Source organism: Streptomyces sp. NPDC047022 (assembly GCF_040644155.1).
In the GTDB taxonomy this organism is placed as follows: domain Bacteria; phylum Actinomycetota; class Actinomycetes; order Streptomycetales; family Streptomycetaceae; genus Streptomyces.
Genome location: NZ_JBEYVV010000023.1, coordinates 79,832 through 101,417 on the forward strand (window position 1 = coordinate 79,832; position 21,586 = coordinate 101,417).

At 72.0% G+C, this 21,586-nt stretch carries 23 protein-coding genes and 1 tRNA gene; 18 read left to right on the forward strand and 6 right to left on the reverse strand.

Going from position 1 to position 21,586, the window contains the following annotated elements:
- Positions 1–8: 8 nt before the first annotated feature.
- Positions 9–1,028, reverse strand: coding sequence for an SEC-C domain-containing protein (locus ABZ845_RS22410; RefSeq protein WP_360982338.1), 1,020 nt, complete (start codon positions 1,026–1,028; stop codon positions 9–11).
- 133 nt (positions 1,029–1,161) lie between these two features.
- Between ABZ845_RS22410 and ABZ845_RS22415 the strand changes: the two genes are divergently transcribed.
- Positions 1,162–1,953, forward strand: a complete 792-nt coding sequence (locus ABZ845_RS22415) for a class E sortase (protein ID WP_360982340.1) — start codon at positions 1,162–1,164, stop codon at positions 1,951–1,953.
- 4 nt (positions 1,954–1,957) lie between these two features.
- Here the strand turns inward: ABZ845_RS22415 and ABZ845_RS22420 are convergent, their stop codons facing one another.
- A complete protein-coding gene (locus tag ABZ845_RS22420; RefSeq protein WP_360982342.1) occupies positions 1,958–3,352 on the reverse strand; it encodes an MFS transporter in 1,395 nt (464 codons plus the stop codon).
- Between the two features lie 200 nt (positions 3,353–3,552).
- On the opposite strand from ABZ845_RS22420, the gene ABZ845_RS22425 reads away from it, so the two are divergent.
- The 4 genes from ABZ845_RS22425 (at position 3,553) to ABZ845_RS22440 (ending at position 6,517) form a co-directional block, all read left to right on the forward strand.
- A complete protein-coding gene (locus ABZ845_RS22425) occupies positions 3,553–4,095 on the forward strand; it encodes a winged helix-turn-helix transcriptional regulator (protein WP_360982344.1) in 543 nt (180 codons plus the stop codon).
- Between the two features lie 44 nt (positions 4,096–4,139).
- Positions 4,140–4,475: a DUF6412 domain-containing protein gene (locus ABZ845_RS22430; protein ID WP_360982410.1), complete on the forward strand. Its 336-nt coding sequence runs from the start codon at positions 4,140–4,142 to the stop codon at positions 4,473–4,475.
- A gap of 147 nt (positions 4,476–4,622) precedes the next feature.
- Complete coding sequence (gene yidC, locus ABZ845_RS22435) at positions 4,623–5,411, forward strand: membrane protein insertase YidC (RefSeq protein ID WP_360982346.1); 789 nt, start codon at positions 4,623–4,625, stop codon at positions 5,409–5,411.
- Between the two features lie 245 nt (positions 5,412–5,656).
- Positions 5,657–6,517 carry a fumarylacetoacetate hydrolase family protein gene (locus ABZ845_RS22440; RefSeq protein ID WP_360982348.1) on the forward strand — a complete coding sequence of 287 codons (861 nt, stop codon included), beginning with the start codon at positions 5,657–5,659 and terminating at the stop codon, positions 6,515–6,517.
- A 60-nt stretch (positions 6,518–6,577) separates the two neighbouring features.
- Here the strand turns inward: ABZ845_RS22440 and ABZ845_RS22445 are convergent, their stop codons facing one another.
- Together ABZ845_RS22445 and ABZ845_RS22450 are read right to left on the reverse strand one after the other, a co-directional pair.
- On the reverse strand, positions 6,578–7,093 hold the full coding sequence (locus ABZ845_RS22445; RefSeq protein WP_360982350.1) for a heme-degrading domain-containing protein: 516 nt from the start codon (positions 7,091–7,093) through the stop codon (positions 6,578–6,580).
- On the reverse strand, positions 7,090–8,157 hold the full coding sequence (locus ABZ845_RS22450) for a Gfo/Idh/MocA family oxidoreductase (RefSeq protein ID WP_360982352.1): 1,068 nt from the start codon (positions 8,155–8,157) through the stop codon (positions 7,090–7,092). The genes ABZ845_RS22445 and ABZ845_RS22450 overlap by 4 nt, the downstream gene beginning before the upstream one ends.
- A 55-nt stretch (positions 8,158–8,212) precedes the next feature.
- Here ABZ845_RS22450 and ABZ845_RS22455 point away from each other — a divergent pair, with 55 nt between their 5' ends.
- The 12 genes from ABZ845_RS22455 to ABZ845_RS22510 all read left to right on the forward strand — a co-directional run bounded on the left by ABZ845_RS22455 (position 8,213) and on the right by ABZ845_RS22510 (position 19,216).
- The gene (locus ABZ845_RS22455) at positions 8,213–9,346 is read left to right on the forward strand and encodes an ROK family transcriptional regulator (RefSeq protein ID WP_360982354.1); all 1,134 of its coding nucleotides are present in this window, start codon (positions 8,213–8,215) and stop codon (positions 9,344–9,346) included.
- An 81-nt stretch (positions 9,347–9,427) separates the two neighbouring features.
- Positions 9,428–10,237, forward strand: a complete 810-nt coding sequence (locus ABZ845_RS22460; protein ID WP_360982356.1) for a hypothetical protein — start codon at positions 9,428–9,430, stop codon at positions 10,235–10,237.
- Between the two features lie 58 nt (positions 10,238–10,295).
- On the forward strand, positions 10,296–11,051 hold the full coding sequence (locus ABZ845_RS22465; protein WP_360982358.1) for a GntR family transcriptional regulator: 756 nt from the start codon (positions 10,296–10,298) through the stop codon (positions 11,049–11,051).
- Positions 11,052–11,204: 153 nt separating this feature from the next.
- Positions 11,205–12,326 carry a TIGR03364 family FAD-dependent oxidoreductase gene (locus ABZ845_RS22470; protein ID WP_360982360.1) on the forward strand — a complete coding sequence of 374 codons (1,122 nt, stop codon included), beginning with the start codon at positions 11,205–11,207 and terminating at the stop codon, positions 12,324–12,326.
- Positions 12,327–12,394: 68 nt separating this feature from the next.
- Complete coding sequence (locus ABZ845_RS22475; protein WP_360982362.1) at positions 12,395–13,090, forward strand: phosphonatase-like hydrolase; 696 nt, start codon at positions 12,395–12,397, stop codon at positions 13,088–13,090.
- Positions 13,087–14,154: an ABC transporter ATP-binding protein gene (locus tag ABZ845_RS22480; protein WP_360982364.1), complete on the forward strand. Its 1,068-nt coding sequence runs from the start codon at positions 13,087–13,089 to the stop codon at positions 14,152–14,154. Before ABZ845_RS22475 ends, ABZ845_RS22480 begins: the two co-directional genes overlap by 4 nt.
- A gap of 70 nt (positions 14,155–14,224) precedes the next feature.
- On the forward strand, positions 14,225–15,028 hold the full coding sequence (locus ABZ845_RS22485; protein ID WP_360982412.1) for a 2-aminoethylphosphonate ABC transporter permease subunit: 804 nt from the start codon (positions 14,225–14,227) through the stop codon (positions 15,026–15,028).
- Positions 15,015–15,812: an ABC transporter permease subunit gene (locus ABZ845_RS22490; protein WP_360982366.1), complete on the forward strand. Its 798-nt coding sequence runs from the start codon at positions 15,015–15,017 to the stop codon at positions 15,810–15,812. Before ABZ845_RS22485 ends, ABZ845_RS22490 begins: the two co-directional genes overlap by 14 nt.
- Before the next feature lie 91 nt (positions 15,813–15,903).
- Positions 15,904–16,968 carry a 2-aminoethylphosphonate ABC transporter substrate-binding protein gene (locus ABZ845_RS22495; protein ID WP_360982368.1) on the forward strand — a complete coding sequence of 355 codons (1,065 nt, stop codon included), beginning with the start codon at positions 15,904–15,906 and terminating at the stop codon, positions 16,966–16,968.
- Between the two features lie 89 nt (positions 16,969–17,057).
- Positions 17,058–17,837 (forward strand): HAD-IIA family hydrolase, encoded by a 780-nt coding sequence (locus ABZ845_RS22500; protein WP_360982370.1) that lies wholly within the window; start codon positions 17,058–17,060, stop codon positions 17,835–17,837.
- A gap of 102 nt (positions 17,838–17,939) precedes the next feature.
- Positions 17,940–18,548, forward strand: a complete 609-nt coding sequence (locus ABZ845_RS22505; RefSeq protein ID WP_360982372.1) for a hypothetical protein — start codon at positions 17,940–17,942, stop codon at positions 18,546–18,548.
- A 2-nt stretch (positions 18,549–18,550) separates the two neighbouring features.
- Positions 18,551–19,216: a class F sortase gene (locus tag ABZ845_RS22510; protein WP_360982374.1), complete on the forward strand. Its 666-nt coding sequence runs from the start codon at positions 18,551–18,553 to the stop codon at positions 19,214–19,216.
- A gap of 77 nt (positions 19,217–19,293) precedes the next feature.
- On the opposite strand, the gene ABZ845_RS22515 is transcribed toward ABZ845_RS22510, so the two are convergent.
- Both ABZ845_RS22515 and ABZ845_RS22520 read right to left on the reverse strand, forming a co-directional pair.
- Positions 19,294–19,971: a FadR/GntR family transcriptional regulator gene (locus tag ABZ845_RS22515; RefSeq protein WP_360982376.1), complete on the reverse strand. Its 678-nt coding sequence runs from the start codon at positions 19,969–19,971 to the stop codon at positions 19,294–19,296.
- A 92-nt stretch (positions 19,972–20,063) separates the two neighbouring features.
- Positions 20,064–20,137, reverse strand: a tRNA-Lys gene (locus tag ABZ845_RS22520).
- A 222-nt stretch (positions 20,138–20,359) separates the two neighbouring features.
- Here ABZ845_RS22520 and ABZ845_RS22525 point away from each other — a divergent pair.
- Positions 20,360–21,532, forward strand: coding sequence for a peptidoglycan-binding protein (locus tag ABZ845_RS22525; protein WP_360982378.1), 1,173 nt, complete (start codon positions 20,360–20,362; stop codon positions 21,530–21,532).
- The last annotated feature ends 54 nt before the right edge of the window (positions 21,533–21,586 follow it).

Below are 21,586 nucleotides of genomic sequence, written 5' to 3' on the forward strand. Positions count from 1 at the left end.
AGCAGCGCTTACATCGCTGACCCGTGACACCCCTCATAACCCCGCCCAGACCCGCACCAGCACCCCGCCCCCCGCTCCGGCGGCCACGCCACCGCTCGTCCCCGGGCCGCGAGGGTCGTCGCGTACTGGGGGAGGAGGGACGTGTCCCCCGGGGAGGCGCTCTCTGAGGCTGCGAAGGCCTCGTACGACGGGACCGTGCCCGTCACGATGCCCAGGTTCGGGGTGCCCGAGGCCGCCAGTTCCCGCAGGGACGCCTCTATCGTCGCGAGGTGCTCGTCCCGGGACGGGTACTCGGTGGCCAGCGCCGGGTACGCCGACACCAGCTCGGTCATCTCGGTCGAGGGCCAGTGCAGGACCGCCACCGGGAACGGGCGGGACAGGGCCTCCCGGTAGGCGCCCAGTTCCGCGCGCAGGCGGCTGATCTCGGCCTCCAGTTCCGCGGGGTTGTCGGAGCCGAGGGACCAGATCCGCTTGGGGTCGTGGAGCTCGTCCAGGGAGACCTGGGAGGTGTGGAGGGTGTCCGCCAGCCTGTCCCGGTCGTCGTGTGCCGCGCCGAGCATCCGGCGAACCCGGTGGCGGCCGTAGAGGAGCGGGTGCGTGGACTGCGGGGGTTCCCCCGTGCTGTCGCCGAGCAGGAGGTCCAGGCCCTCCGTGAAGGTCGTCTCGGCCGCCTCCAACTCGTCGTGCGACTCCAGCGACTCCGCGACGATCACCCAGGGTGCCGCATGCCGGGGAGCGGCGGCGCGCACTCCGTCGATGATCGCGCGGGCCTCCGCCTCGTGGCCGTACTCCCACAGGTTCGACGCCTTGAGGGCGCGGACGAGATGGGGGTTGTCCAGCGGGCCGGAGGACGACAGCAGACGGTCGTACAGCGCGGTGGCTCCGGCGCGGTCACCGGCCAGCTCCCGGTGGGCCGCGGCCTGCGTCAGCAGGTGTTCCGCGTCCTCGGGGTAAAGGCCGGCAGTCCGCTCCAGGCGTGCTGCTTCGGCGTTGTGGTCGACGTTCTCGGCAGGCGTGTCGGGGCGCATGGTGGACACCGTACTGCCGCCGACCGACAAAGGAGAGAGATTCGCAGGCCAGGGGCGGCGCATCGCGGCGACCGGGGCGCGAATCCACGCGCGGCCATGGCCACTTCAGGCCCCACCCCTTATCGTCCGGCCCATGCGTGCCCCCGTCGTCCACCACGCCTCGCGGCGGCGGCGTGCCCTGCGCCGGCGGGCTCTGTGGACGGGGGGTGAACTGCTCGTCACCGTGGGTCTCGTGCTCATGCTGCTCGTCGTGCACCAGTTGTGGTGGACCAACCGGGAGGCCAGGCGCGGGGCCGAGCGGAAGGTGGAGGCGCTGGAGAGGCGGTGGGGGGAGCCGGGGAGTTCTCCGGGTTCTTCGAGTGCTTCGAGCTCTTCGGGTTCGCCGGCCGGGGCTCCCGCGCTTGGTCCGCGAGATGGGAGCGGGGGCGGAGGGCGCGTTCAACGGGCGCGGTCTTCCGCCGCCCGGCCCGCTTTCTCCGAGGCGTACGCCGTCCTCGTCGTGCCCCGGCTGTCCCTCCGCGCGCCCGTCGCCGAAGGTGTCGGCAAGGCCGAGGTGCTCAACAAGGGGTACGTGGGGCACTACCCGGGCACCGCGCAGCCCGGCCAGGCGGGAAACTTCGCGCTGGCCGGGCACCGCAACACCCACGGGGAACCCTTCCGGTACCTCGACCGCCTGCGCCGCGGGGACACGGTCACCGTGGAGACCGCGGCCGCCATGTACACCTACGTCGTCGGCCAGGTGCTCCCCCAGACCTCGGCGGCGGACGGGGGCGTCATCGCCCCCGTGCCGCGCAGTCGCGTCAAGCCGTCCTACGGCTACGACCGTCCCGGGTACTACATCACGCTCACCACCTGCACCCCCGAGTTCACCTCGCGCTACCGGCTGGTGGTGTGGGGCACGCTCATCTCGGCGCGGCCCCGCTGAACGGTCAGGCGCGCTCGCGCAGGCCCAGCACCGCCAGCGCGCCCACGACGGCCAGGCCCGCGGAGACGAACAGGGCGATGTCCGAGCCGTGCGCCGGTGAGCCGCCGCCCGAGGTGACCAGGGCGATCGTCAGGGCCACGCCCGCGCAGGAGCCGATGTAGCGGAACGTCTGCTGGGCGCCCGAGCCCATCGCCGCGCGCTCGATGGGGACGGACTCCACGGCGACCAGGGGGAGCGCCGCGTTCAGCAGGCCGCTGCCCGCTCCGCCGATCAACAGGCCCGGCAGCACCCGCACCCAGGAGCCCGAACCGATCGCGCCGAGCATGGTCAGGACACCCACCGCGTGCAGCGCGAAGCCGATGGCCAGCTGGTGGCGCGGTGAGATGCGGCCGGCCAGGCGCTTGGCCTGGAGCGCGACCAGGAAGGACAGCCCGGACCAGAGCAGGAACAGCCAGGCGGTGTCGATCGGGGACAGGCCCATCGTCCGCTGGAGCAGGGCCGGCAGGAAGGTGAACAGGCCGAGCACCCCCAGGCCCGTGAAGAAGCCGCCCGCCGCGGAGCCGAGGAAGCGCGGGCGGCGCAGCAGGGAAAGGTCGATCATCGGGGTACGGGTGCGGTGTTCGACCAGGGCGAAGAGGGCGATGAGGACCACGGCCGCGGCGAACAGCAGTGCCACCGGGGTGCGGAGCCAGCCGTCGCGGCCCAGTGTCAGCGCGGCCACCAGCGAGACCAGGGCGAGGCCGAAGACCAGGGCGCCCACCACGTCGGGCCTCCCGCCGCGCGGGGCGCGGGACTCCGTGAGAGCGCGCGCGGACAGGGCCGACACGACCAGCGTCACGACCGCGAGGAGCCAGTACGTCAGCCGCCAGCCCGGAAGTGCCCCGGCGATCACCGGGCCCACCGCGATGCCTCCGCTGACGCAGGCGCCCCATACGCCGGTCGCGTGCAGCCGGCCCCGGGCGGTGGGGAAGGCGTGCACCAGCAGGCCGAGGCTGCTGGCCAGGATGGCCGCGCTGGCCGCGCCCTGCGCGATACGGGCCAGGGTGAACAGCCAGGTCGAGGTCGCGAGGCCGCCGAGGGCGGTGGTGATGCCGAGGGCGACCGTGCCCGCCAGGAAGATCCGGCGGCGGCCGTAGTCGTCGGCCAGGCTGCCGGCCACCAGGAGCAGTGCCGCGAGACCCAGCGGGGTTCCGTTGAGCAGCCAGGCCTGCGCGGAGGCCGGGGTGTGCAGGGCGGCGGCGGTGTCGGGGAGCGTGACCGCGGGCGCGGTGTACGTCATCAGCGCCACGGCGGTGGCCACGCTGGTCAGCGCCAGGGTGGCGGTCGCGCGGGGCACCTGGGCCTGTTCCGCCGCGCGGGCGGTGGTGGCGGTCTGTGCGGTTCGTTCCAGCTGAGGCATGGCCTGCCCTTCCGGGGCGGGTCGGTTCAGGGTGCTGACCGACAGATGTGCGGAGATGTGGGATGTCGATATCAGGTTCGTTCACTGAACCTTGCTCGTCCATGACCGTAGCAGGCCTAGGTTCGTTCATCGAACCAAGAGTTGGAAAAGTCGATTCAGTCACCGAACCAATAGTTCGGGAAGTGGCTACAGTGGAGGGCATGGCACTGGGTAAGGACTACGCGACGCAGGTATGCCCCATGGCCCGCGCGCTGGAGATCGTGGGCGAGCGATGGACTCTGCTCGTCCTGCGCGACGCGTTCTACGGCGTACGCCGCTACAACGACTTCCTCGTTCACCTGGGGGCGCCGCGGGCCGTGCTCGCCTCCCGCCTCCAGACCCTCACCACCGAGGGCATCCTGGAGAAGCGCCGCTACCAGGAGTCGCCGCCCAGGGACGAGTACGTCCTCACCGCCCGCGGACTCGCCCTGTGGCCCACCCTGCGGTCGCTGACCCTGTGGGGCCGTGAGCACCTCGACCAGCAGTCCATGCTCGTCTTCCGGCACGCCGGCTGCGGCACGGGGACGGAACTCGGGCCGTACGGAGAATGCCCGGACTGTGGAACCGTCGTACCCGTCCCGGACGTCGAAATGGTGCCGGGACCCGCACGCGAACGGGTCCCGGCCGATCCGGTCAGCCAGGCCCTGCTGAGGCCGAAGAGGCTGCTGGAACCGCTGGAGATGGAGGCTGTGCCGCGACGGTGACCCGTCGGGAGAGCCGGGAGAGGGGAGGTCGGCCGATGATCCGGATGTCGCCGCGCGCGCTGCCGTTGCGCCCGCCGCCGATGCGTCCGCGCCCGGCCGCCCTCCTGCTGGTCCTGCTTCTCCAGGTGGCCGTCCTCGACACCGGCGGCCTGCCCGCGGCCGTCGCCTTCGCCGCGACCGCCGCGGCCGGTGCCGCCCTCGCCGTCTGCGCGCTGCTCAGCGCCCGGGGCGTGCCCGCCGTGCCGCCGACCCGGGTGCGCACGGCCATCCGCGACCGTGAGCACCGTACGGCGTTCCTGCCGCAACGGGACCCCGACGGGGCGGGCCGCATCCGGCCACGGGCACCGGGGCGAGCCCTCCCGGCGACGACCGCCGCGTAGGGCCGCACTCTTTCGCTCCCGTACGTCCCCTTTCCCGTACGTACGGTTCGTTCCGCACGTGTGACCCCGCGCGGGTCGTCATGCCGGCACCACCCTTCTCCACCCCGGCACGACGAGACCCCGGAGGGCTCAACCATGTCCACGTTCATGTCCGTGTTCGCAGGCCTGGTCGAGCGGCTGGCCGAACTGCTCCAGCCGCTCTTCCACGCTTCCGCCGCCGCCGCCGCGATCGTCCTGATCACCGCGCTCGTACGACTGCTCGTCCACCCCCTGTCCCGGGCCGCGGCACGCGGCCAGAGGGCGCGCGCCGCGCTCCAGCCGAGGATCGCCGAGCTGCGCGGGAAGCACGCGAAGAACCCGGAGAAGTTCCAGAAGGCGGTGCTCGAACTGCACGCCGAGGAGAACATCTCCCCGCTGTCCGGCCTTCTGCCCAGCCTTCTGCAGCTCCCCGCCTTCTTCGTCCTCTACCACCTGTTCTCGAGCACGACGATCGGCGGCCAGGGCAACGCCCTGCTCACGCACGCCCTGTTCGCCGCGCCGCTCGGCGAGCGGTGGGCCGACGCGCTCGGACACGGCGGGCTCCTCGGTCCGGCCGGGCTCGTGTACCTCGGGCTTTTCGCGCTCGTCGCGGCCGTCGCCGCGTACAACTACCGGCGTGCGAAGCGGGAGACGGCCGTGCTGCCGGTTCCGGCGGCCGACGGCGGCGGCGAGCGGGTGCCGGGGCTCGGCGCGATCACCAAAGCCATGCCGTTCCTGTCCTTCTTCACCCTGGTCACGGTCGCGGTGGTGCCGCTGGCCGCCGCGTTGTACGTGGTGACCAGTACGGCGTGGAGCGCGGTGGAGCGGACGGTGCTGTCCAAGGGGGCCAAGGGGCTCGGTGGGGCCGAGGGGGTCAAGGGGGCTCCTGGGACTTTGGCCAGGGGTGATGCGAAGTAGGGCGGAACCACTGCGCCGCCGCGGCCGGTCCGGCGGCGACGCTCCGAGGCGGGCCGCCCGCTCGCCCGGACCCGCCGTGGGCCCATGGCCGAGCGCTGGTGGCCGGCGGTCCAGTCCGTGAACGCGGGCTTGCGGGCCCGGCCGCGTGACTTGCAGGATCGACCGGTCCTCCGATAGCAGCGCGCCGGGCCGCACCCTGGTCGTGGCCGTCGGCCGGGCGCCCGCGATCGAGGGAGACTGTGATCATGAAGCTGCTGCGAGTCGGTGCGGCTGGATCGGAGCGGCCTGCGCTGCTCGACGCCCAGGGGACTCTGCGGGATCTGTCGGGGCTTGTCCCGGACATCGACGGGCCGCTGCTCGCCGACGAGGCGGCGCTCGGCCGGATCCGTGCCGCCGCCGCGGCGGGCGAGCTGCCGGCGCTGGACGCCGACGGCGGTCTGCGTGTCGGAGCGCCGCTCGCGCGGATCGGCAAGATCGTGTGCATCGGCCTCAACTACCACGACCACGCCCGTGAGACAGGTGCCCAGCCGCCCGCGGAGCCGGTGATCTTCTTCAAGGCGCCGGACACCGTGGTCGGGCCCTATGACACCGTGCTGGTGCCGCGCGGGTCCACGAAGACGGACTGGGAGGTCGAACTGGCGGTCGTCATCGGCCGCACGGCCCGGTACCTGGAGTCGCGGGAGGAGGCGTCGGCGCATGTCGCCGGGTACGCGGTGGCGCACGATGTCTCCGAGCGCGAGTTCCAGATCGAGCGCGGCGGGACGTGGGACAAGGGGAAGAACTGCGAGACGTTCAACCCGCTCGGGCCATGGCTGGTGACCGCGGACGAGGTGGCGGACCCGCAGGACCTGCCGCTGAAACTCTGGGTCAACGGCGAGCTGAAGCAGGACGGGAACACCGCCGGGCAGATCTTCCCGGTCGCCGAAGTCGTCCGGTACGTCAGCCAGTTCATGACCCTGTACCCGGGCGATGTAATCAACACCGGTACGCCGGCGGGGGTCGCGCTCGGCAGGCCCGAGCCGAAGCCGTATCTCCGGGCGGGGGATGTGGTGGAGCTGGAGGTCGGAGGTCTGGGGCGCCAGCGGCAGGTGCTCGCGGACGCTTAGGGCGGATCGCCGGGCGCCCTCGGGTCGCGCGGGTGGGCTCTGCACCCGCGCGACGCTCCGTCAGGCGGGCAGTCGTGACGCGCGCCGGACCGGTTGCTCCGAGCGCCCGGCCGACGAGCTGAACGCCTCCAGGGCCTCCACCACCAGCGCGTGGTCCTCCACCTGAGGCAGGCCCGAGACCACCACCGTGCCGATCACTCCCGCGCCCTCGACCGCCACCGGGAACGCGCCCCCGTGCGCCGCGTACACATCGGGGTCGAGGCGGGAGGACTCCTCGAACGTCGTGCCCTTCGCGCGGAAGCGGGAGCCGACCAGCAGGGACGAGCAGCCGTAGCGCTCTACGACGCGGCGTTTGCGGTCGATCCAGGCGTCGTTGTCCGGTGTCGATCCGGGAAGCGCCGCGTGGAAGAGCTGCTGGCCGCTGCGGCGGATGTCGATGGCGACCGGGGCCTTGCGGGCCCGCGCCAGCTCCACCAGCAGCGAGCCCAGCGCCCACGCGTCGTCGTGGGTGAAGCGGGGGAGCGTCAGCCGGTGCTCCTGCGCTTCGAGTTCGGCGATGTCCGGCGTGGTGGTCACAGCGCCACCACCACGCCCTCGCGGGCCGAGCGCCGTGCCGCCTCCAGGACGTCGAGGGCCGCCGCCGCCTCGTGCGCGGTCACCGGGCCGGGTCCACCCTCGCGCAGGGCCCGTGCGATCGCCGTGTAGTACTCCAGATAGTCGCCGGGCACGGTCGGTACGGGGGTGCCGCCGCCGGTCAGCGGGGACTCACCTGCGCCGATCCGGCCCCACAGCGACTCGGGCTCCTGGCCCCACCCGGGGCCAGGACGCAGGCCCTCGCGCAGGGCCGCCTCCTGGGGGTCGAGCCCGTATTTGACGTAACCGGCACCGGAGCCCAGCACCCTGAAGCGCGGGCCGAGCTGCGCCGTCGTCGCACTGACGTAGAGGTGGGAGCGCACGCCGCTCACGTGGGTGAGCGCGATGAACGTGTCGTCGTCCGTCTGCGCGCCCGCGCGCCGGACGTCCGCCTCGGCGTACACGGAGGCCGCCGGGCCGAACAGGACCAGCGCCTGGTCCACGACATGGCTGCCGAGGTCGTACAGCAGACCTCCGATCTCCGCGGGGTCGCCGGACTCGCGCCAGCCGCCCTTCGGCTCGGGGCGCCAGCGCTCGAAGCGGGACTCGAACCGCCGGACGTCGCCGAGCGCGCCCTCGGCGAGCAGCTTGCGGAGGGTGAGGAAGTCGTTGTCCCAGCGGCGGTTCTGGAAGACGGACAACAGCAGCCCGCGCTCCTCGGCCAGTGCCGCGAGGCCGCGTGCCTCGGCCGCGGTGCCCGCGATCGGCTTGTCGATCACGACGGGCAGTCCCGCGTCCAGGGCGGCCGTGGCGATCGGTACGTGCGTCCTGTTCGGGGAGGCGACGACGATCAGGTCCAGCTCACCCGCGCGGGGCCACAGCTCGTCGGCGCTCGCGCTGATCCGCACGTCGGGGAACCCGGCGCGGGCCTGCTCCTGCCGCTCGGGGTTCGAGGTGACGACGGTGTCGAGGACGAGGCCCTCGGTGGCGGCGATCAACGGGGCGTGGAAGACGGAGCCCGCGAGGCCGTAGCCGACCAGGCCCACGCGGAGAGAGGTACCAGTCATGACTCTACTTTCGCAACGCTGTTGCCAAAGTGCAAGCGCGAGGGAGAATGGGCGCGTGAACAGGACGTACGAGGGAGCGAGCGGGGTGAATCTGCCCGCGCTGCGCAGCCACAACACGGCGCTCGTGCTGGATCTGCTGCGCACGGCGGGGGAGGGCGGGATCAGCCGTCTGGAGCTCGCGGAGCAGAGCGGGCTGACCCCGCAGGCCGTCAGCAAGATCACGGCGCGGCTGCGCGAGGACGGCCTCGTGACGGAGGCGGGCCGCCGCGCCTCCACAGGGGGCAAGCCGCGCACCGTGCTGGGGCTGGTACCGGGAGCCGGGCACGCGGTGGGGCTGCATCTGGACCGGGACGAGCTGCGCGCCGTGCTGTGCGACCTGACGGGCGCGGTGGTCGCCGAGCGGCGGGCCCCGCTGGACCTGGGCGCCGGAGCGGAGGCCGTGGTGGAGGGCGCCGCCCGGGAGGCGGAGGCGCTGACGGCGGCAGGGCACTTCACCGTTCTCGGCGTCGGCGTCGCGCTGCCCGGTCCCCTCGACCACCGGCACGGGGTGCTGCACCGGGTCACCGGGTTCCCGGAGTGGGACGGGTTCCCGCTGGGGGAGGCGCTGGCGCGCAGGCTCCGGGTGCCCGTGGTCGTGGACAAGGACACCAACGCCGCCGCGCTCGGGCTGGCCCTGGGCGGTGCCGTGGAGGACGCGTACGCGTCGTTCGCCTATCTGCACCTCGGGACCGGGCTCGGCGCCGGGCTGGTCGTCGGCGGCACCGTGCACCGCGGGGCGCGTACCGGGGCCGGGGAGTTCGGCCACCAGGTCATCCAGCTCGACGGGCCGCCCTGCGGGTGCGGCGACCGGGGGTGCCTCGAGGCGCTGTGCCTCACCGCCGTAGCGCGCGGAGACATGGACGAGGCGGCGCGCGTCCTGGGCGCGGGCGCCGCGAACCTGGCGGGGCTGCTCGACATCGACCTGGTGCTGCTCGGCGGCCGGACCGTGGCCGCACACCCGCGGGACTTCCTGCGGGGGGTGGGTGCCGTGCTCGGCGCGCACGCCCGGCGCCAGGGCTCGACCATGGCCGTCCCGGTGCGGATCGCGCCCGGCGGGGCGCGCGGTGTCGCGGAGGGCGCCGCACAACTGCTGCTCGCGCCGCTGTTCGGGCGGGCGGAAGCGCACCGTGCGGGTCCGGGCATCCGCTGATCGAGGGGACTTGGGCCGTCGGCCCCTGCGGTCAGGGCGTGGCGTCCCCGAGTGCCGCCACCCATGAACGGTCATATTTTCATGCGACTGTGTATGTGGCTGTCCCGACGAATCCGGCCGCTGCCCTGGCGGCCCTGGCTGTCCCTGGCGGTGTGGTGCGTCCTCGCCACCGCCCTGCTTCCGCAGGCGCGCGCGGGAGCCCTCCCCGGCGGTCAGCCCGAGTGCGCCGCCGCCCACGGCTCGTCGTTCCCGCTCGCCACCAGCATCCACGGCGGCCCGGCCGCGTACGAGTCCGGCGGCGCGAGCCACACCTGGTTCATCGACCTCAAGAACACCACCACGCGACGCTGCGGCAGCATCCACCCGGTGGTCGTCCTGGTCGACGCGGAGAAGGCGCTGACGGCCGCTCAGCCGAAACTGGAGTTCTTCGACGGCGACCGCGCGCACCCGGTCTCCTTCGTACACACCGACCGCGCCGAACTGGTCGGCGTCTTCGACGACGGCTTCCCCGGATTCACGGTGGAACCCGGGCAGACGGTCAGCGTGAAGGTGCGGCTCGCCCTCTCGTCCGGCACCCGGTCCAACGACGTCGTGGTGAACGCCGCGATCGTGCAGCGGCGCGGGAACGACGGCGAGTGGGTCGGCGAGTCGAACGACTACCGGTTCCGGATCGAGGGGAGCAAGGCGGCCGACGCGCGACCGGACGCCGACCGCACGACACCGTCTCCTTCCGCGTGGCACAGCCCGGCCGGGCAGGCACTGGCCGACACCGGGCCGCGGCGGTCGGACGGCCTGAGCGGCATGCTGGGCACACTGCTGCCGGTGGCCTTCGTGGTCCTTTGCGCGGGCCTGTCCGTCCTGCTGTATCGCAGACACCGCGGACAGAGCTGAGGCCGCCCGCCGCGCAGCCCCGGCCGGAGGCGCACGCCCCGTCTGCGACGATCGCAGGGTGGACTACCCGAACAACCAGGATCCCGGCGCCCCCATCCGCGCCGGTATCCCAGAGCACGGCCGGATCCCCAAGTACTACGCGGTGAAGGCACAGATCGCGGAACTCGTCACGGAGCTGGGCGAGGGAGGGCTGCTCCCCACCGAGCGCGACCTGTCCGAGCGCTACGACGTGGCACGCGAGACCGTACGACAGGCACTGCGCGACCTCCTCCTCGAAGGAAAGCTGCGCCGGCAGGGGCGGGGAACCGTCGTCGCCGGGCCCAAGCTGGAGCAGCCGCTGTCGCTGGCCAGCTACACCGAGGGCGTACGCAGACAGGGGCTCACCCCGAGCCGCGCCCTCATCGGCCTCGACAGGTTCCCCTGCAACGACGCCCTCGCCGCCGAGACGGGCCTGACCCGCGGTGAACCGGTCTGGCACATGGAGCGAGTGCTCCTGGCCGACGACGAGCGGGTGGGCCTGGAGAGCACATACGTGGCGGTCGCGCGGCTCCCGCGGCTGGACACCGACTTCGCCCCCGACTCCTCCTTCTACCGCTACCTCCGTGAACAGGGCATCGTCTTCGCCGCCGCCGACGAGCGCATCGAGACGGTGCTCGCGGCCCCGCGCGAGGCACTCCTCATCGGTACGCCGCCGGCCCTGCCGATGCTGCTGATCCACCGCTTCTCGCGCGACGCCGAGGGACAGCCGCTGGAGCGGGTGCGGACGCTGTACCGGGGCGATCGGTTCTCCTTCACGGCTCATCTCAGCGGCTGAGGCGGAGCGCGCGGACAAGCAGGACACCCGTTCACAACAGGTGCCTGTTTATAACGAGAAGATAACGGGTCTAGCCCAAACTTGGAAGGCGGTTCACCATCTGGTTGCCGACAGGACCCTTCAGATTTCCCGATCCCGAGGAGCGTGGTCGTCGTGAGAGTGACAGTCGTCGGAGCCGGCGTGGTGGGAACCATGCACGCCTGGCAAGCAGTGGAACGCGGCCATGAGGTCGTACAGATCGAGCGCGAGGCCGAGGCCAGGGGCGCCTCCCTGCGCAACTTCGGGCAGATCTGGGTGAGCGGCCGAGCGGGCGGCGAGGAGCTGGAGACCGCCCTGCGCGCCCGTGAGCTGTGGGAACGGATCGGTGCCCGCGTGCCGGGGCTGGGCTTCCGCCCCAATGGCTCGCTGACCCCCGTACGCACCGCACTCGAACTGGCCGTCGCCGAGGAGGCGCTTGCCCGCCCCGACGCCGCGGCGCGCGGCTACAAGCTGCTCACCCCGGCCGAGGCGCGCGAGAAGAACCCCGCCCTGCGCGGGGAGTACGAGGCGGCCCTGTACTGCGAGCGGGACGCGGCCGTCGAGCCCCGCACCGCCCAGCTCGCCCTGCGCGAGGAACTGCTGAGGTCGCCGAACTACACCTTCCTGCCCGGCCGCGAGGTCCGCGAGGTCACCGGCCCCGGCACGGTCCGCGACGACCACGGCGACGTACACCACGCCGACGCCGTCGTGCTGTGCACCGGCGCCTGGCTCGGCGGGCTCGTGAAGGAGCTGGTCCCGGACCTGCCCGTGCGCCGGGTGCGGCTGCAGATGATGCAGACCGACCCGCTCGGCGAGTCGCTGCCCACCTCGGTCGCCGACGCCGACAGCTTCCGCTACTACCCCGCCTACCGGGGAGCGGCCCTCGACAGCCTCGAGGCGGAGCAGCCCCAGCCCGAGGTCCCCGCCGCCCACCGTATGCAGCTGCTGATGGTGCAGCGCGCGGACGGCGGGCTGACCATCGGGGACACCCACGAGTACGAGCACCCGTTCGCCTTCGACGTGGTCGAGGAGCCGTACGACCACCTTCGCGAGGTCGTCGAGGGATTCCTCGGCCGCCCGCTGCCGAAGATCCGCCGCCGCTGGGCGGGGGTGTACGCGCAGTGCACCGACACATCTCGGGTCGTGCACCGGCAGCAGGTGCGCGAGGGGGTGTGGCTGGTCACCGGGCCCGGTGGGCGCGGTATGACCTGCTCGCCCGCGATAGCCGAGACCACCGCGAACGAACTGGGCTGGTGAGTCACCCCATGAACCCCATGAACCCCATGAACCCCATGAACTCGGGGACGAACCACGTGATTCGCTCCATGGACACCGACATCCGTCTTGTCGTCCTCGACATGGCCGGAACCACCGTCGCCGACGGCGGCCTGGTGGAGCGGGCCTTCGCCGCTGCCGCCGCCGAACTCGGAGTGGAGCCGGGCTCCGAGGACCACGCCGAGAAGCTGGCCTACGTACGGGCCACCATGGGCGAGTCCAAGATCTCCGTCTTCCGGCATCTGTTCGGAGAGGAAGGCCTCGCCCAGCGGGCCAACTCCGCCTTCGAGAAGGCCTACGGGCAACTCGTCGACGGCGGACTCGTCTCCGAGGTGCCCGGAGCCCGCGCGGCCATCGAGGAACTGCTCGCCGACGGGCGGACGGTGGTCCTCACCACCGGGTTCGCCCGGGTCACCCAGGACGCGATCCTCGACGCCCTCGGCTGGCGGGACCTGGTCCCGCTGACCCTGTGCCCCGCCGACGCGGGAGGCCGCGGACGGCCCTACCCCGACATGGTCCTGGCGGCCTTCCTGCGCACCGCGGCCGCCGACGGCGTACAGCGGATCGCCGTCGCCGGCGACACCTCGTACGACATGCTCAGCGGTGTACGCGCCGGAGCGGGCGTGGTGGCCGGAGTGCTCACCGGCGCCCACGACGGTGAGGCGCTGCGCACAGCCGGGGCCACGCATGTGCTCGACTCGGTGACCGCGCTCCCGGCGCTGCTGAGGGGAGCCGACCAGGCATGAGCGGCATTCGCTTCGACCGGGTCTCGGTGGCGTACGGCGGGACCACCGTCCTTGACACGCTCGACCTGACCGTCGAACCCGGCGAGGTCATGGCGCTGCTCGGGCCGTCCGGATCCGGCAAGACGACCGCCCTGCGGGCCGTCGCCGGGTTCGTACGGGCCGCCTCGGGCCGGGTCTTCGTGGGCGGGCAGGACGTCACCGGCCTGCCGCCGCACCGGCGCGGAATCGGAATGGTCGTCCAGCAGTACGCGCTCTTCCCGCACATGAGGGTCGAGGACAACGTGGCCTTCGGGCTCAAGGCGCAGAAGGTGCCCCGGCGGGAGATCCCCGGGCGGGTGGCCGAGGCGCTGGAGATGACCGGCATGGGGGAGTACGCGCGCCGCTACCCGCGCGAGCTGTCCGGCGGACAGCAGCAGCGGGTCGCCATCGCGAGGGCGCTCGCCGTACGCCCCGGTGTGCTCCTCCTCGACGAGCCGCTGTCCGCCCTGGACGCCCGGCTGCGCTCCGGGATGCTCGCCGAACTCGCCCGGCTGCACCGCGAACTGCCCGACGTGACCATCCTCTACGTCACCCACGACCAGGTCGAGGCGCTCACGCTCGCGGACCGTATCGCGGTCATGGACCGTGCGCGGCTCCAGGACGTGGGAACCCCGCGCGATCTGTACCGGTCGCCGCGCACCGAGTTCACGGCGTCCTTCGTCGGGAACGCGAACCTGCTGCCCGTGACCGTCGGCGCGGGCGCCACGTCGGTCGCCTTCGGCGGCGTGAAGCTGGAGGTCGACACGCAAGGGGTGGCCGAAGGCGCCGCCGCTACCCTGTGCATACGGCCCCACCTCCTCGGACTCGGCCCGGGAACCGGCCCCAATCAACTCACCGGAACCGTCGGCGAGATCCAGTGGCGGGGTGCCACCCACCGCGTCTACGTGGACGTGAACGGCCACCGCATGATGGCCGACGTACGGGAGCTGCGGCGCCCGCCCGTGCCGGGCGACGACGTCGAGGTGCACTTCGCGTCCGAGGACGCCGTGCTGCTGGCCGCAGGGGTGGGCCGTGACGACGACTGACCCGGCGCCGAAGACGGCGCCGCCGGCCCCCGCCGCAACCGGGCCCCGGAACCGGGAGTACCGGACCTGGCTGTGGGCCCTGCCCCCCGTGGTCCTGATCGGCTGCGCCTTCCTCTACCCGCTGGCCCTCGTCGTCCGGCAGTCCTTCCAGCCGGACAGCGGCGGCACATCCCTCAAGCCCTACACCGACGTCTTCGCGTCCGCCGCGTTCCGGCAGGCCCTGTGGACCACCGTCTGGCTGGCGCTCGCCGCCACCGCCTGCTGCCTGGTCCTCGGGTTCTTCCTGTCGCTCGTCATCGCGTTCGTACCGTTCCCCGGGGCGAAGGCCGTCGCCCGGTTCGTGGACGTCTTCCTGTCCTTCCCCTCCTTCCTCATCACGCTCGCGCTCCTGTTCCTCTACGGCACGGTGGGCATGGCCAACGGGATGTGGACCGAGGTGACCGGCGCGGCCTCGGGGCCGTTCCAGTTCCTGACCACCCCCTGGGGCGTCCTCCTCGCGGAGGTCACCTACTTCACCCCCTTCGTGATGCGCCCCCTCCTCGCCGCGTTCTCGGGGCTCGACACCGCGCAGCTGGAGGTGGCCGCTTCGCTCGGCGCGCGGCCGGTGCGCATCGTACGGCGGGTGGTCCTGCCCGAGGCGTTTCCCGCGCTGACAGCCGGTGGTGGCCTCGTCCTCGTGCTGTGTCTGAACGAGTTCGGCATCGTCCTGTTCACCGGCGCCAAGGGGGTCACCACCCTGCCGACGCTGGTCTACAGCAAGGCGATCCTGGAGTCCGACTACCCGGGAGCCTGTGTCGTCGCCGTCGTCAACGTCCTCGTGTCCGTGGGCCTGTACGGCCTGTACCGGGTGGTGAGCCGTCGTGCTGGTGCATAGCCGCACCGGGAAGTGGACCCTGTGGGGCCTCTTCCTCGTCCTCTTCCTTCCCCTCTTCGCGCTGCCCCTGCTCGTGATCCTCGCGGCCTCGTTCGCCGGTCACTGGTCGGGCGCGCTGCCGTCGGACTTCACGACCGGGCACTACACCGCCGCCACCCGCGGCGAATCGCTCCAGGCGCTCACCACCAGCCTGGTCACCGCCCTCACCGCCAGCCTGGGGGCACTCGCCGTCGGCACCTGGGGCGCGCTCGCCGCGCACGCCCTGCCCAGGCCTCTGCGCCGGGTGCTCGACGCGCTGTTCGTGCTGCCCGTCGCCGTGCCCTCGGTCGTGGTCGGGCTCGCCGTCCTCGTCGCCTTCTCCCAGCCGCCGGTGCTGCTCAACGGCACCCGGTGGATCGTGATCCTGGCCCACACCGTCCTGGTCACGGCCTTCGCCTACCAGTCCGTCTCCGCGGCCATCCTCCGGCTCGACCCCGCCTACGAGCAGGCCGCGGCCTCGCTCGGCGCCCGCCCCGCCTATGTGCTGTGGCGGGTCAGGCTGCCGCTGCTGCTGCCGTCGCTCACGGCCGCGGCCGGGCTCTGCTTCGCCCTGTCCATGGGCGAGCTGAGCGCCACGATGATGCTCTACCCGCCCGACTGGACCCCGCTGCCGGTCCAGATCTACGCCGCGACCGACCGCGGCGAGCTGTTCACCGGCTCCGCCCTCGCGGTGGTCCTGATGACTGCCACCCTGATCGTCCTGTTCGCCGTCGCCCGGCTCCGTACGCGGGCCTCCTACCGCTGACCGCCCACTCCGAACCGCCCACCGCCGGCCTCCGGCCGTTACCGTCTGACGCGCTCCGACTCGCCCAAAACATCAAGGAGTTCAACCCGCCATGCCCAGAACCACCCACCTGATGCCCGCTGTCGCCGTCCTCGGCAGCCTCGCCCTCGCCGGATCCCTCACCGCCTGCGGCGGCGACTCCTCCGCCTCCGACGCCAAGGTCGTCACCGTCTACAGCGCGGACGGCCTCAAGGGCGAGAACGGCGACGGCTGGTACGACCGGGTCTTCAAGGACTTCGAGAAGAAGACCGGAATCAAGGTCAAGTACGTCGAGGGCGGCTCGGGCGAGATGGTGCAGCGCGCCCTGCGCGAGCGCTCCAACCCCCAGGCCGACCTCATCGTCACCCTGCCCCCGTTCATCCAGCAGGCCGACGGCAAGGGGCTGCTCGCCAAGTACGCCCCGCAGGGCTCCGACCAGGTCTCCGGCGCCGACAAGGCCGCGGACGGCACCTGGACCTCCGTCGTCAACAACTACTTCGGGTTCGTCTACAACAAGAAGGAGCTGAAGCAGGCCCCCACCACCTGGGAGGAGCTGCTCGACGGCAAGTACAAGAACAAGCTCCAGTACTCCACCCCGGGTGTCGCGGGCGACGGAACCGCCGTGCTGGTCAAGGCGATCCACGACTTCGGCGGCAAGCAGGCCGCGCTCGACTACCTGAAGAAGCTCCAGGCCAACAACGTCGGCCCGTCCGCGTCCACCGGCAAGCTCGCGCCCAAGGTCGACAAGGGCGAACTGCTCGTGGCCAACGGTGACGTCCAGATGAACTTCGCCCAGTCCAAGACCATGCCGAACCTCGGCATCTGGTTCCCGGCCGAGCAGGGCGGCAAGGCCACCACCTTCGCGCTGCCGTACGCGGCCGGTCTGCTGAACAAGGCCCCGCACAGCGAGAACGGCAAGAAGCTCCTCGACTTCATGCTCGGCCAGGGGGCGCAGCAGGAGGTCAGCGAGATCGGCGGCGGCTTCAGCGCCCGCTCCGACGTCAAGGCGACCGACGCCAACGCCATCGCCCTCACCAAGCTGATGGACGGCGTCGAGGTCTTCGAGCCGGACTGGAACGACATCAACACGAACCTCACGACGTACGTCGACGCCTGGAAGTCCGCCACCGGCAGCTGATCGCCGACAGCGGTGGCTCTACGCTGGGACTCACGCAGCATCGGGTACGGAAAACACACGTACGGAACGCGTACGGCAGGAGATCGCACATGGCAGAGCGCAAGCCCATCGAATCGTGGCTCACCGACATGGACGGTGTACTGATCCACGAGGGCGTTCCGATCCCCGGCGCCGACACGTTCATCAAGAAGCTGCGTGAGTCCGGCAGGCCGTTCCTGGTCCTGACGAACAACTCCATCTACACCGCGCGCGATCTTCACGCCCGGCTGCACCGCATGGGCCTGGAGGTCCCGGTCGAGAACATATGGACCTCGGCGCTGTCCACGGCCCAGTTCCTGGACGACCAGCGCCCCGGCGGCACTGCGTATGTCCTCGGCGAGGCCGGCCTGACCACGGCGCTCCACGACATCGGCTACATCCTGACCGACCAGGAGCCCGACTACGTCGTCCTCGGCGAGACACGCACCTACTCCTTCGAGGCCATGACGAAGGCGGTACGGCTGATCAAGGACGGCGCCCGGTTCATCTGCACCAACCCGGACGAGACCGGACCCTCGCCCGAGGGTCCGCTGCCCGCCACCGGCGCGGTCGCCGCACTGATCACCAAGGCGACCGGCAAGAAGCCGTACTTCGCGGGCAAGCCGAACCCGCTGATGATGCGGACCGGGCTCAACGCGCTCGGGGCGCACTCCGAGACCAGCGCGATGATCGGCGACCGTATGGACACCGACGTACTGGCCGGCATGGAGGCCGGGATGCAGACGTTCCTGGTGCTCACCGGACTGACCGCGCCCGAGGACATCGACCAGTACCCCTTCCGCCCCTCCCACGTCGTGAATTCCATCGCGGACATCGTCGACCTGGTCTGAGCCCCGGCCCGGGCCCCGTCCCTCCGATGGAGCAGTCGGCGGTCCCGTCCGGATGCGCCACGGTGCGGAAAGAGGGAATCTCCTGGTATCGGGAGGTTCACGATGGGTTCACTGCGTCTCACTCTGAGTGCTGGGGCCGTCGCGGCTGCCGCCCTCGCTCCGACCGCGTACGCGGCGGACGGCGTGGGCGTCTCGCTGACTCCTGCGTCACCCGCGCCCGGCACGGACATCCATCTCCTAGTACGGGGCTGCCCCGGCACGACCGGCATCGCGGTCTCGGACGCGTTCGTCGCGCAGGCCCGCCTCGTCGGCGGGGACGGCGGGGACGGCACGCTGACCGGTGACACCCGGGTCCGCACCACGCTGTCGCCCGGCAGCTACGCCGTCACGGTCGACTGCGACGACCAGCAGGTCAAGGGCGTGGTGACCGTCGTGGGACCGGCAGCCTCAGCGGCGGCCACGGCGGTGGCCCCGTCCGGCCCGGCGTCCCCGAGCGGCCCACCCTCCGCCACGGCCGCACCCACGAGTCGGCCGAGCGCCGCCTCCTCGCCGGTCGCGCCGGTGAGCGCGGGCGGTGGCGGTGCCGCCCACAAGCAGTCCGCCGGCGCCCGGGTCGAGGGGCCCGGTGCCCGCCATGCGGTGATCGGCCTGGTGCTCGCGGGCGCCGCGCTCGCCGCGGTCGTCGCCCGCCGGGGCCGGAGCGCGGAGTGAACATGTCAGAACATGAACGTTCGTGCGGCACGGGGCGTCTGCTCGTGGGGGTGGCCTGGGTGGTCCTGCTGCTCGGGCTCTGGCAGTGGGGCAGCGTGGTCACCGATGTACGCCAGGGGATCTCCACGCCGATGACCGGCGACATGGCCGCCGCGGGCCGCCCCCCGGGGCCCGGCCTCCCCTCGGCGCTGCCGCCCTTGCGGCAGGCGGTACCGCTGCGTGTCGACATCCCCGGCCTGGGCGTGCAGGCGCCGGTCGTGGCGCGCGGCCTCGACGCGCGGGGAGCGGTGGATCCGCCGCCCTACGACCAGCCGGGCGTGGTGGGCTGGTACCAGACGGGTGTGGCGCCCGGAGCCGAGGGCACCGCGCTGTTCGTCGGGCATGTGGACACCGAGACCAAGCCGGCCGTCTTCTACCGGCTCGGTGAACTGCGCCGCGGCGCCAAGGTGCGCGTCGCCCGCGACGACGGCAGGATCGCCGAGTTCACCGTCGAGGACGTGAAGATGCTCTCCCGTGACACCTTCGACGCCCGCCAGGAGTACGGCACCCGGGAACCGGGCCGCGCCGAACTGCGGCTGATCACCTGCGGCGGCACCTACGACGCGGGGAGCAAGGCGTACTCGGCGAACGTGGTCGTGTCGGCGTATCTGACGGGCAGCGGGTCCTAGGGTCTTTCGTTTGGATCAGGCCGGATCAGGGCGCGGTGCCAGACCCCGCGAGCCCGGTCTGATCCAAACCCAAGGCTCTAACGGCCGGTCGAGGCCACCCTCTGGCGGATGTTGAGGAAGTGGTCCCTTATGGCCCGTTCCGCCCGTACGGAATCGCCGGACCGCACGGCGTCGAGGATCTCCCGGTGCTGCCGACAGGTGACCTCAGGGTTTTGCGGCACCTCCACCAGATCCGTGCGGACCCGGTGGAACGCGTCCCAGAACGCCTCCAGCACCTCGCTGAGCAGCACGTTCCCCAGACCTCGGTAGAGGGTCGCGTGAAAGGCGCGGTCGGTCTCGGCGAGGCCCGACCCCTGCTCGGCCTCCCGCTCCATGCGGTCGACCAGCGCATCCAGCTCGGCGAGGTCCGGCTCCGGTATCCGGCCCGCCAGCCGCGAGACCAGTCCGGCCTCCACCGCCTCGCGCAGCTCGAGGAGCTCCAGCAGGCTGTCCTCTCCCCGGTAGTGCCCGGCGACCGTGCGGAAGGCGAGGCCCTCGATCATCGGAGCCAGGGACATCGGGCCGACATAGGTCCCGAAGCCGTGCCGGATCTCGACGATGCCCATCGCCTGTAGTGCCTTGAGGGCCTCGCGCACCGAGTTCCGGCTGGCGCCGAGCAGCGCCATCAGCTCGGGCTCGGTCGGCAGCACGGCTCCCGAGGGCAGCCGGCGGTCGATGATGAGCTTCTTGATCCGCTCCTGTAGGTCGCGCGCCATGGCGAGAGGGTATCCGGGCGACCGCCGCGGTTCCCCTGGATGTGCACGCATGCGGAAAGGTCCCCCGCTGATGCGAGGGACCTTTCCGGTCGTGCGCCGCCAGGGACTCGAACCCCGGACCCGCTGATTAAGAGTCAGCTGCTCTAACCAACTGAGCTAGCGGCGCCTGCTGACCTGGAGAACTCTACCCGACATCGAGGTGTGCTCCCGACAGCGGGCGCGGGACGGCGGCCTCCGTCCGGCGGCGCCGCGTACCCCCTCACGGGCGGCACGCCCGTACATGTGAACCGTAATCGCGCAATTCCGGTGCATAGTTGTGAAAGTAACGTACATGCAGAAAACCAGACAAACTATTCAGTGTGTCTACGGGGAGTGTGAGGGACGGCGTATGGAGACTCCGGTGTTCGAGGAATGGGAACCCCAGGGCGGATGTGACTGCATCGGCTGCGCGAACCGGCGTCATACCGTCCCCTCTCCTTCACGTGCCGGACTGACCGGTCGCCTGACGGTACGTCAGGCACTCGCGCTGGCCGCGGTGACGGGCACGGCGCTCGGTGCGGGCCAGTCGGCGCCCGCCGTGGCCGCCGCTCACGCACCGGTCCGCCGGGGCGCCCCCGCCGGTGACCAGCCGACCCCGGACACTCCCCAGGGCCACACCATGCCGCTGCACGGCCCCGGTGGTGCCCGGACCCCTTCCGTGCTGCCCGCGACGACCCGCACGGCGATCATCACCCGGGCCAAGGGGTGGGTGGCGGCCAAGGTGCCGTACAGCATGGACGACTACTGGTCGGACGGGTACCGGCAGGACTGCTCCGGTTTCGTGTCGATGGCCTGGAACCTCGGCACCAACGAATGGACGGGCAGCCTCGACCAGTTCGGCGTGCGTATCACCAAGGAGCAGCTGCAGCCCGGCGACATCCTGCTCTTCCACAACCCGGCCAACCCGGAGAAGGGGTCGCACGTCGTCATCTTCGGCGGCTGGACGGACTACACGCACAAGCGCTACACGGCCTACGAGGAGACGCCGCCGGTGGCCCGGCGGCTGACGACCCCGTACGCGTACTGGAGCAACTCCAGCCGCTATGTGCCGTACCGCTACAAGAACCTGACGGGGAGCCAGAGCGCGGCGGAGGGCAAGGAGCTGCCGTTGTCTCCGGGCTCCCCGGGCTCCCCGGGCTCCTCGGGGGCATCGGCCGGCGACGTGCCGGGCTTCTTCCCCGGCTATCCGGGTGGTGGTACGAGGGGCGCCCAGGCCGGCCCGTACACGGCCGCCGGGCCGCGCGGTGCCGTCGCCGGGCTCCGGGCCGCCGCCCCCAACGGGTCGCCCGGCTTTCCCGGTCCGGGCATGTTCCGCCCTGGCGCCGAGAACCCTCATGTCGCCGAGCTGGGCCGGCAGCTGATCAGGAAGGGGTTCGGCAAGCACTACACCGGCGGGGCCGGCCCACGCTGGGGGGAGATGGACCGGCGCAACGTCGAGGCGTTCCAGCAGGCCCAGGGCTGGAGCGGCCGTCACGCTGACGGATACCCCGGCCCGGAGACGTGGAGGCGCCTGTTCCACTGAGTCCCCGGCCTGTCTCCCGCCCCTTTCCCTGCCTGCAGCCCCTTCGTCTCGCTC

Bases quoted from the DNA above. Each gene is read 5' to 3' on its own strand.
- ABZ845_RS22420 (WP_360982342.1), bottom strand. From the start codon at position 3,352: ATGCCTCAGCTGGAACGAACCGCACAGACCGCCACCACCGCCCGCGCG.
- ABZ845_RS22415 (WP_360982340.1), top strand. From the start codon at position 1,162: ATGCGTGCCCCCGTCGTCCACCACGCCTCGCGGCGGCGGCGTGCCCTG.
- ABZ845_RS22450 (WP_360982352.1), bottom strand. From the start codon at position 8,157: ATGACTGGTACCTCTCTCCGCGTGGGCCTGGTCGGCTACGGCCTCGCG.
- ABZ845_RS22510 (WP_360982374.1), top strand. From the start codon at position 18,551: ATGTCAGAACATGAACGTTCGTGCGGCACGGGGCGTCTGCTCGTGGGG.
- ABZ845_RS22480 (WP_360982364.1), top strand. From the start codon at position 13,087: ATGAGCGGCATTCGCTTCGACCGGGTCTCGGTGGCGTACGGCGGGACC.
- ABZ845_RS22440 (WP_360982348.1), top strand. From the start codon at position 5,657: ATGAAGCTGCTGCGAGTCGGTGCGGCTGGATCGGAGCGGCCTGCGCTG.
- ABZ845_RS22460 (WP_360982356.1), top strand. From the start codon at position 9,428: ATGCGACTGTGTATGTGGCTGTCCCGACGAATCCGGCCGCTGCCCTGG.
- ABZ845_RS22505 (WP_360982372.1), top strand. From the start codon at position 17,940: ATGGGTTCACTGCGTCTCACTCTGAGTGCTGGGGCCGTCGCGGCTGCC.
- ABZ845_RS22430 (WP_360982410.1), top strand. From the start codon at position 4,140: ATGTCGCCGCGCGCGCTGCCGTTGCGCCCGCCGCCGATGCGTCCGCGC.
- ABZ845_RS22410 (WP_360982338.1), bottom strand. From the start codon at position 1,028: ATGCGCCCCGACACGCCTGCCGAGAACGTCGACCACAACGCCGAAGCA.
- ABZ845_RS22525 (WP_360982378.1), top strand. From the start codon at position 20,360: ATGGAGACTCCGGTGTTCGAGGAATGGGAACCCCAGGGCGGATGTGAC.
- ABZ845_RS22500 (WP_360982370.1), top strand. From the start codon at position 17,058: ATGGCAGAGCGCAAGCCCATCGAATCGTGGCTCACCGACATGGACGGT.
- ABZ845_RS22515 (WP_360982376.1), bottom strand. From the start codon at position 19,971: ATGGCGCGCGACCTACAGGAGCGGATCAAGAAGCTCATCATCGACCGC.
- yidC (WP_360982346.1), top strand. From the start codon at position 4,623: ATGTCCGTGTTCGCAGGCCTGGTCGAGCGGCTGGCCGAACTGCTCCAG.
- ABZ845_RS22425 (WP_360982344.1), top strand. From the start codon at position 3,553: ATGGCACTGGGTAAGGACTACGCGACGCAGGTATGCCCCATGGCCCGC.
- ABZ845_RS22475 (WP_360982362.1), top strand. From the start codon at position 12,395: ATGGACACCGACATCCGTCTTGTCGTCCTCGACATGGCCGGAACCACC.
- ABZ845_RS22495 (WP_360982368.1), top strand. From the start codon at position 15,904: ATGCCCAGAACCACCCACCTGATGCCCGCTGTCGCCGTCCTCGGCAGC.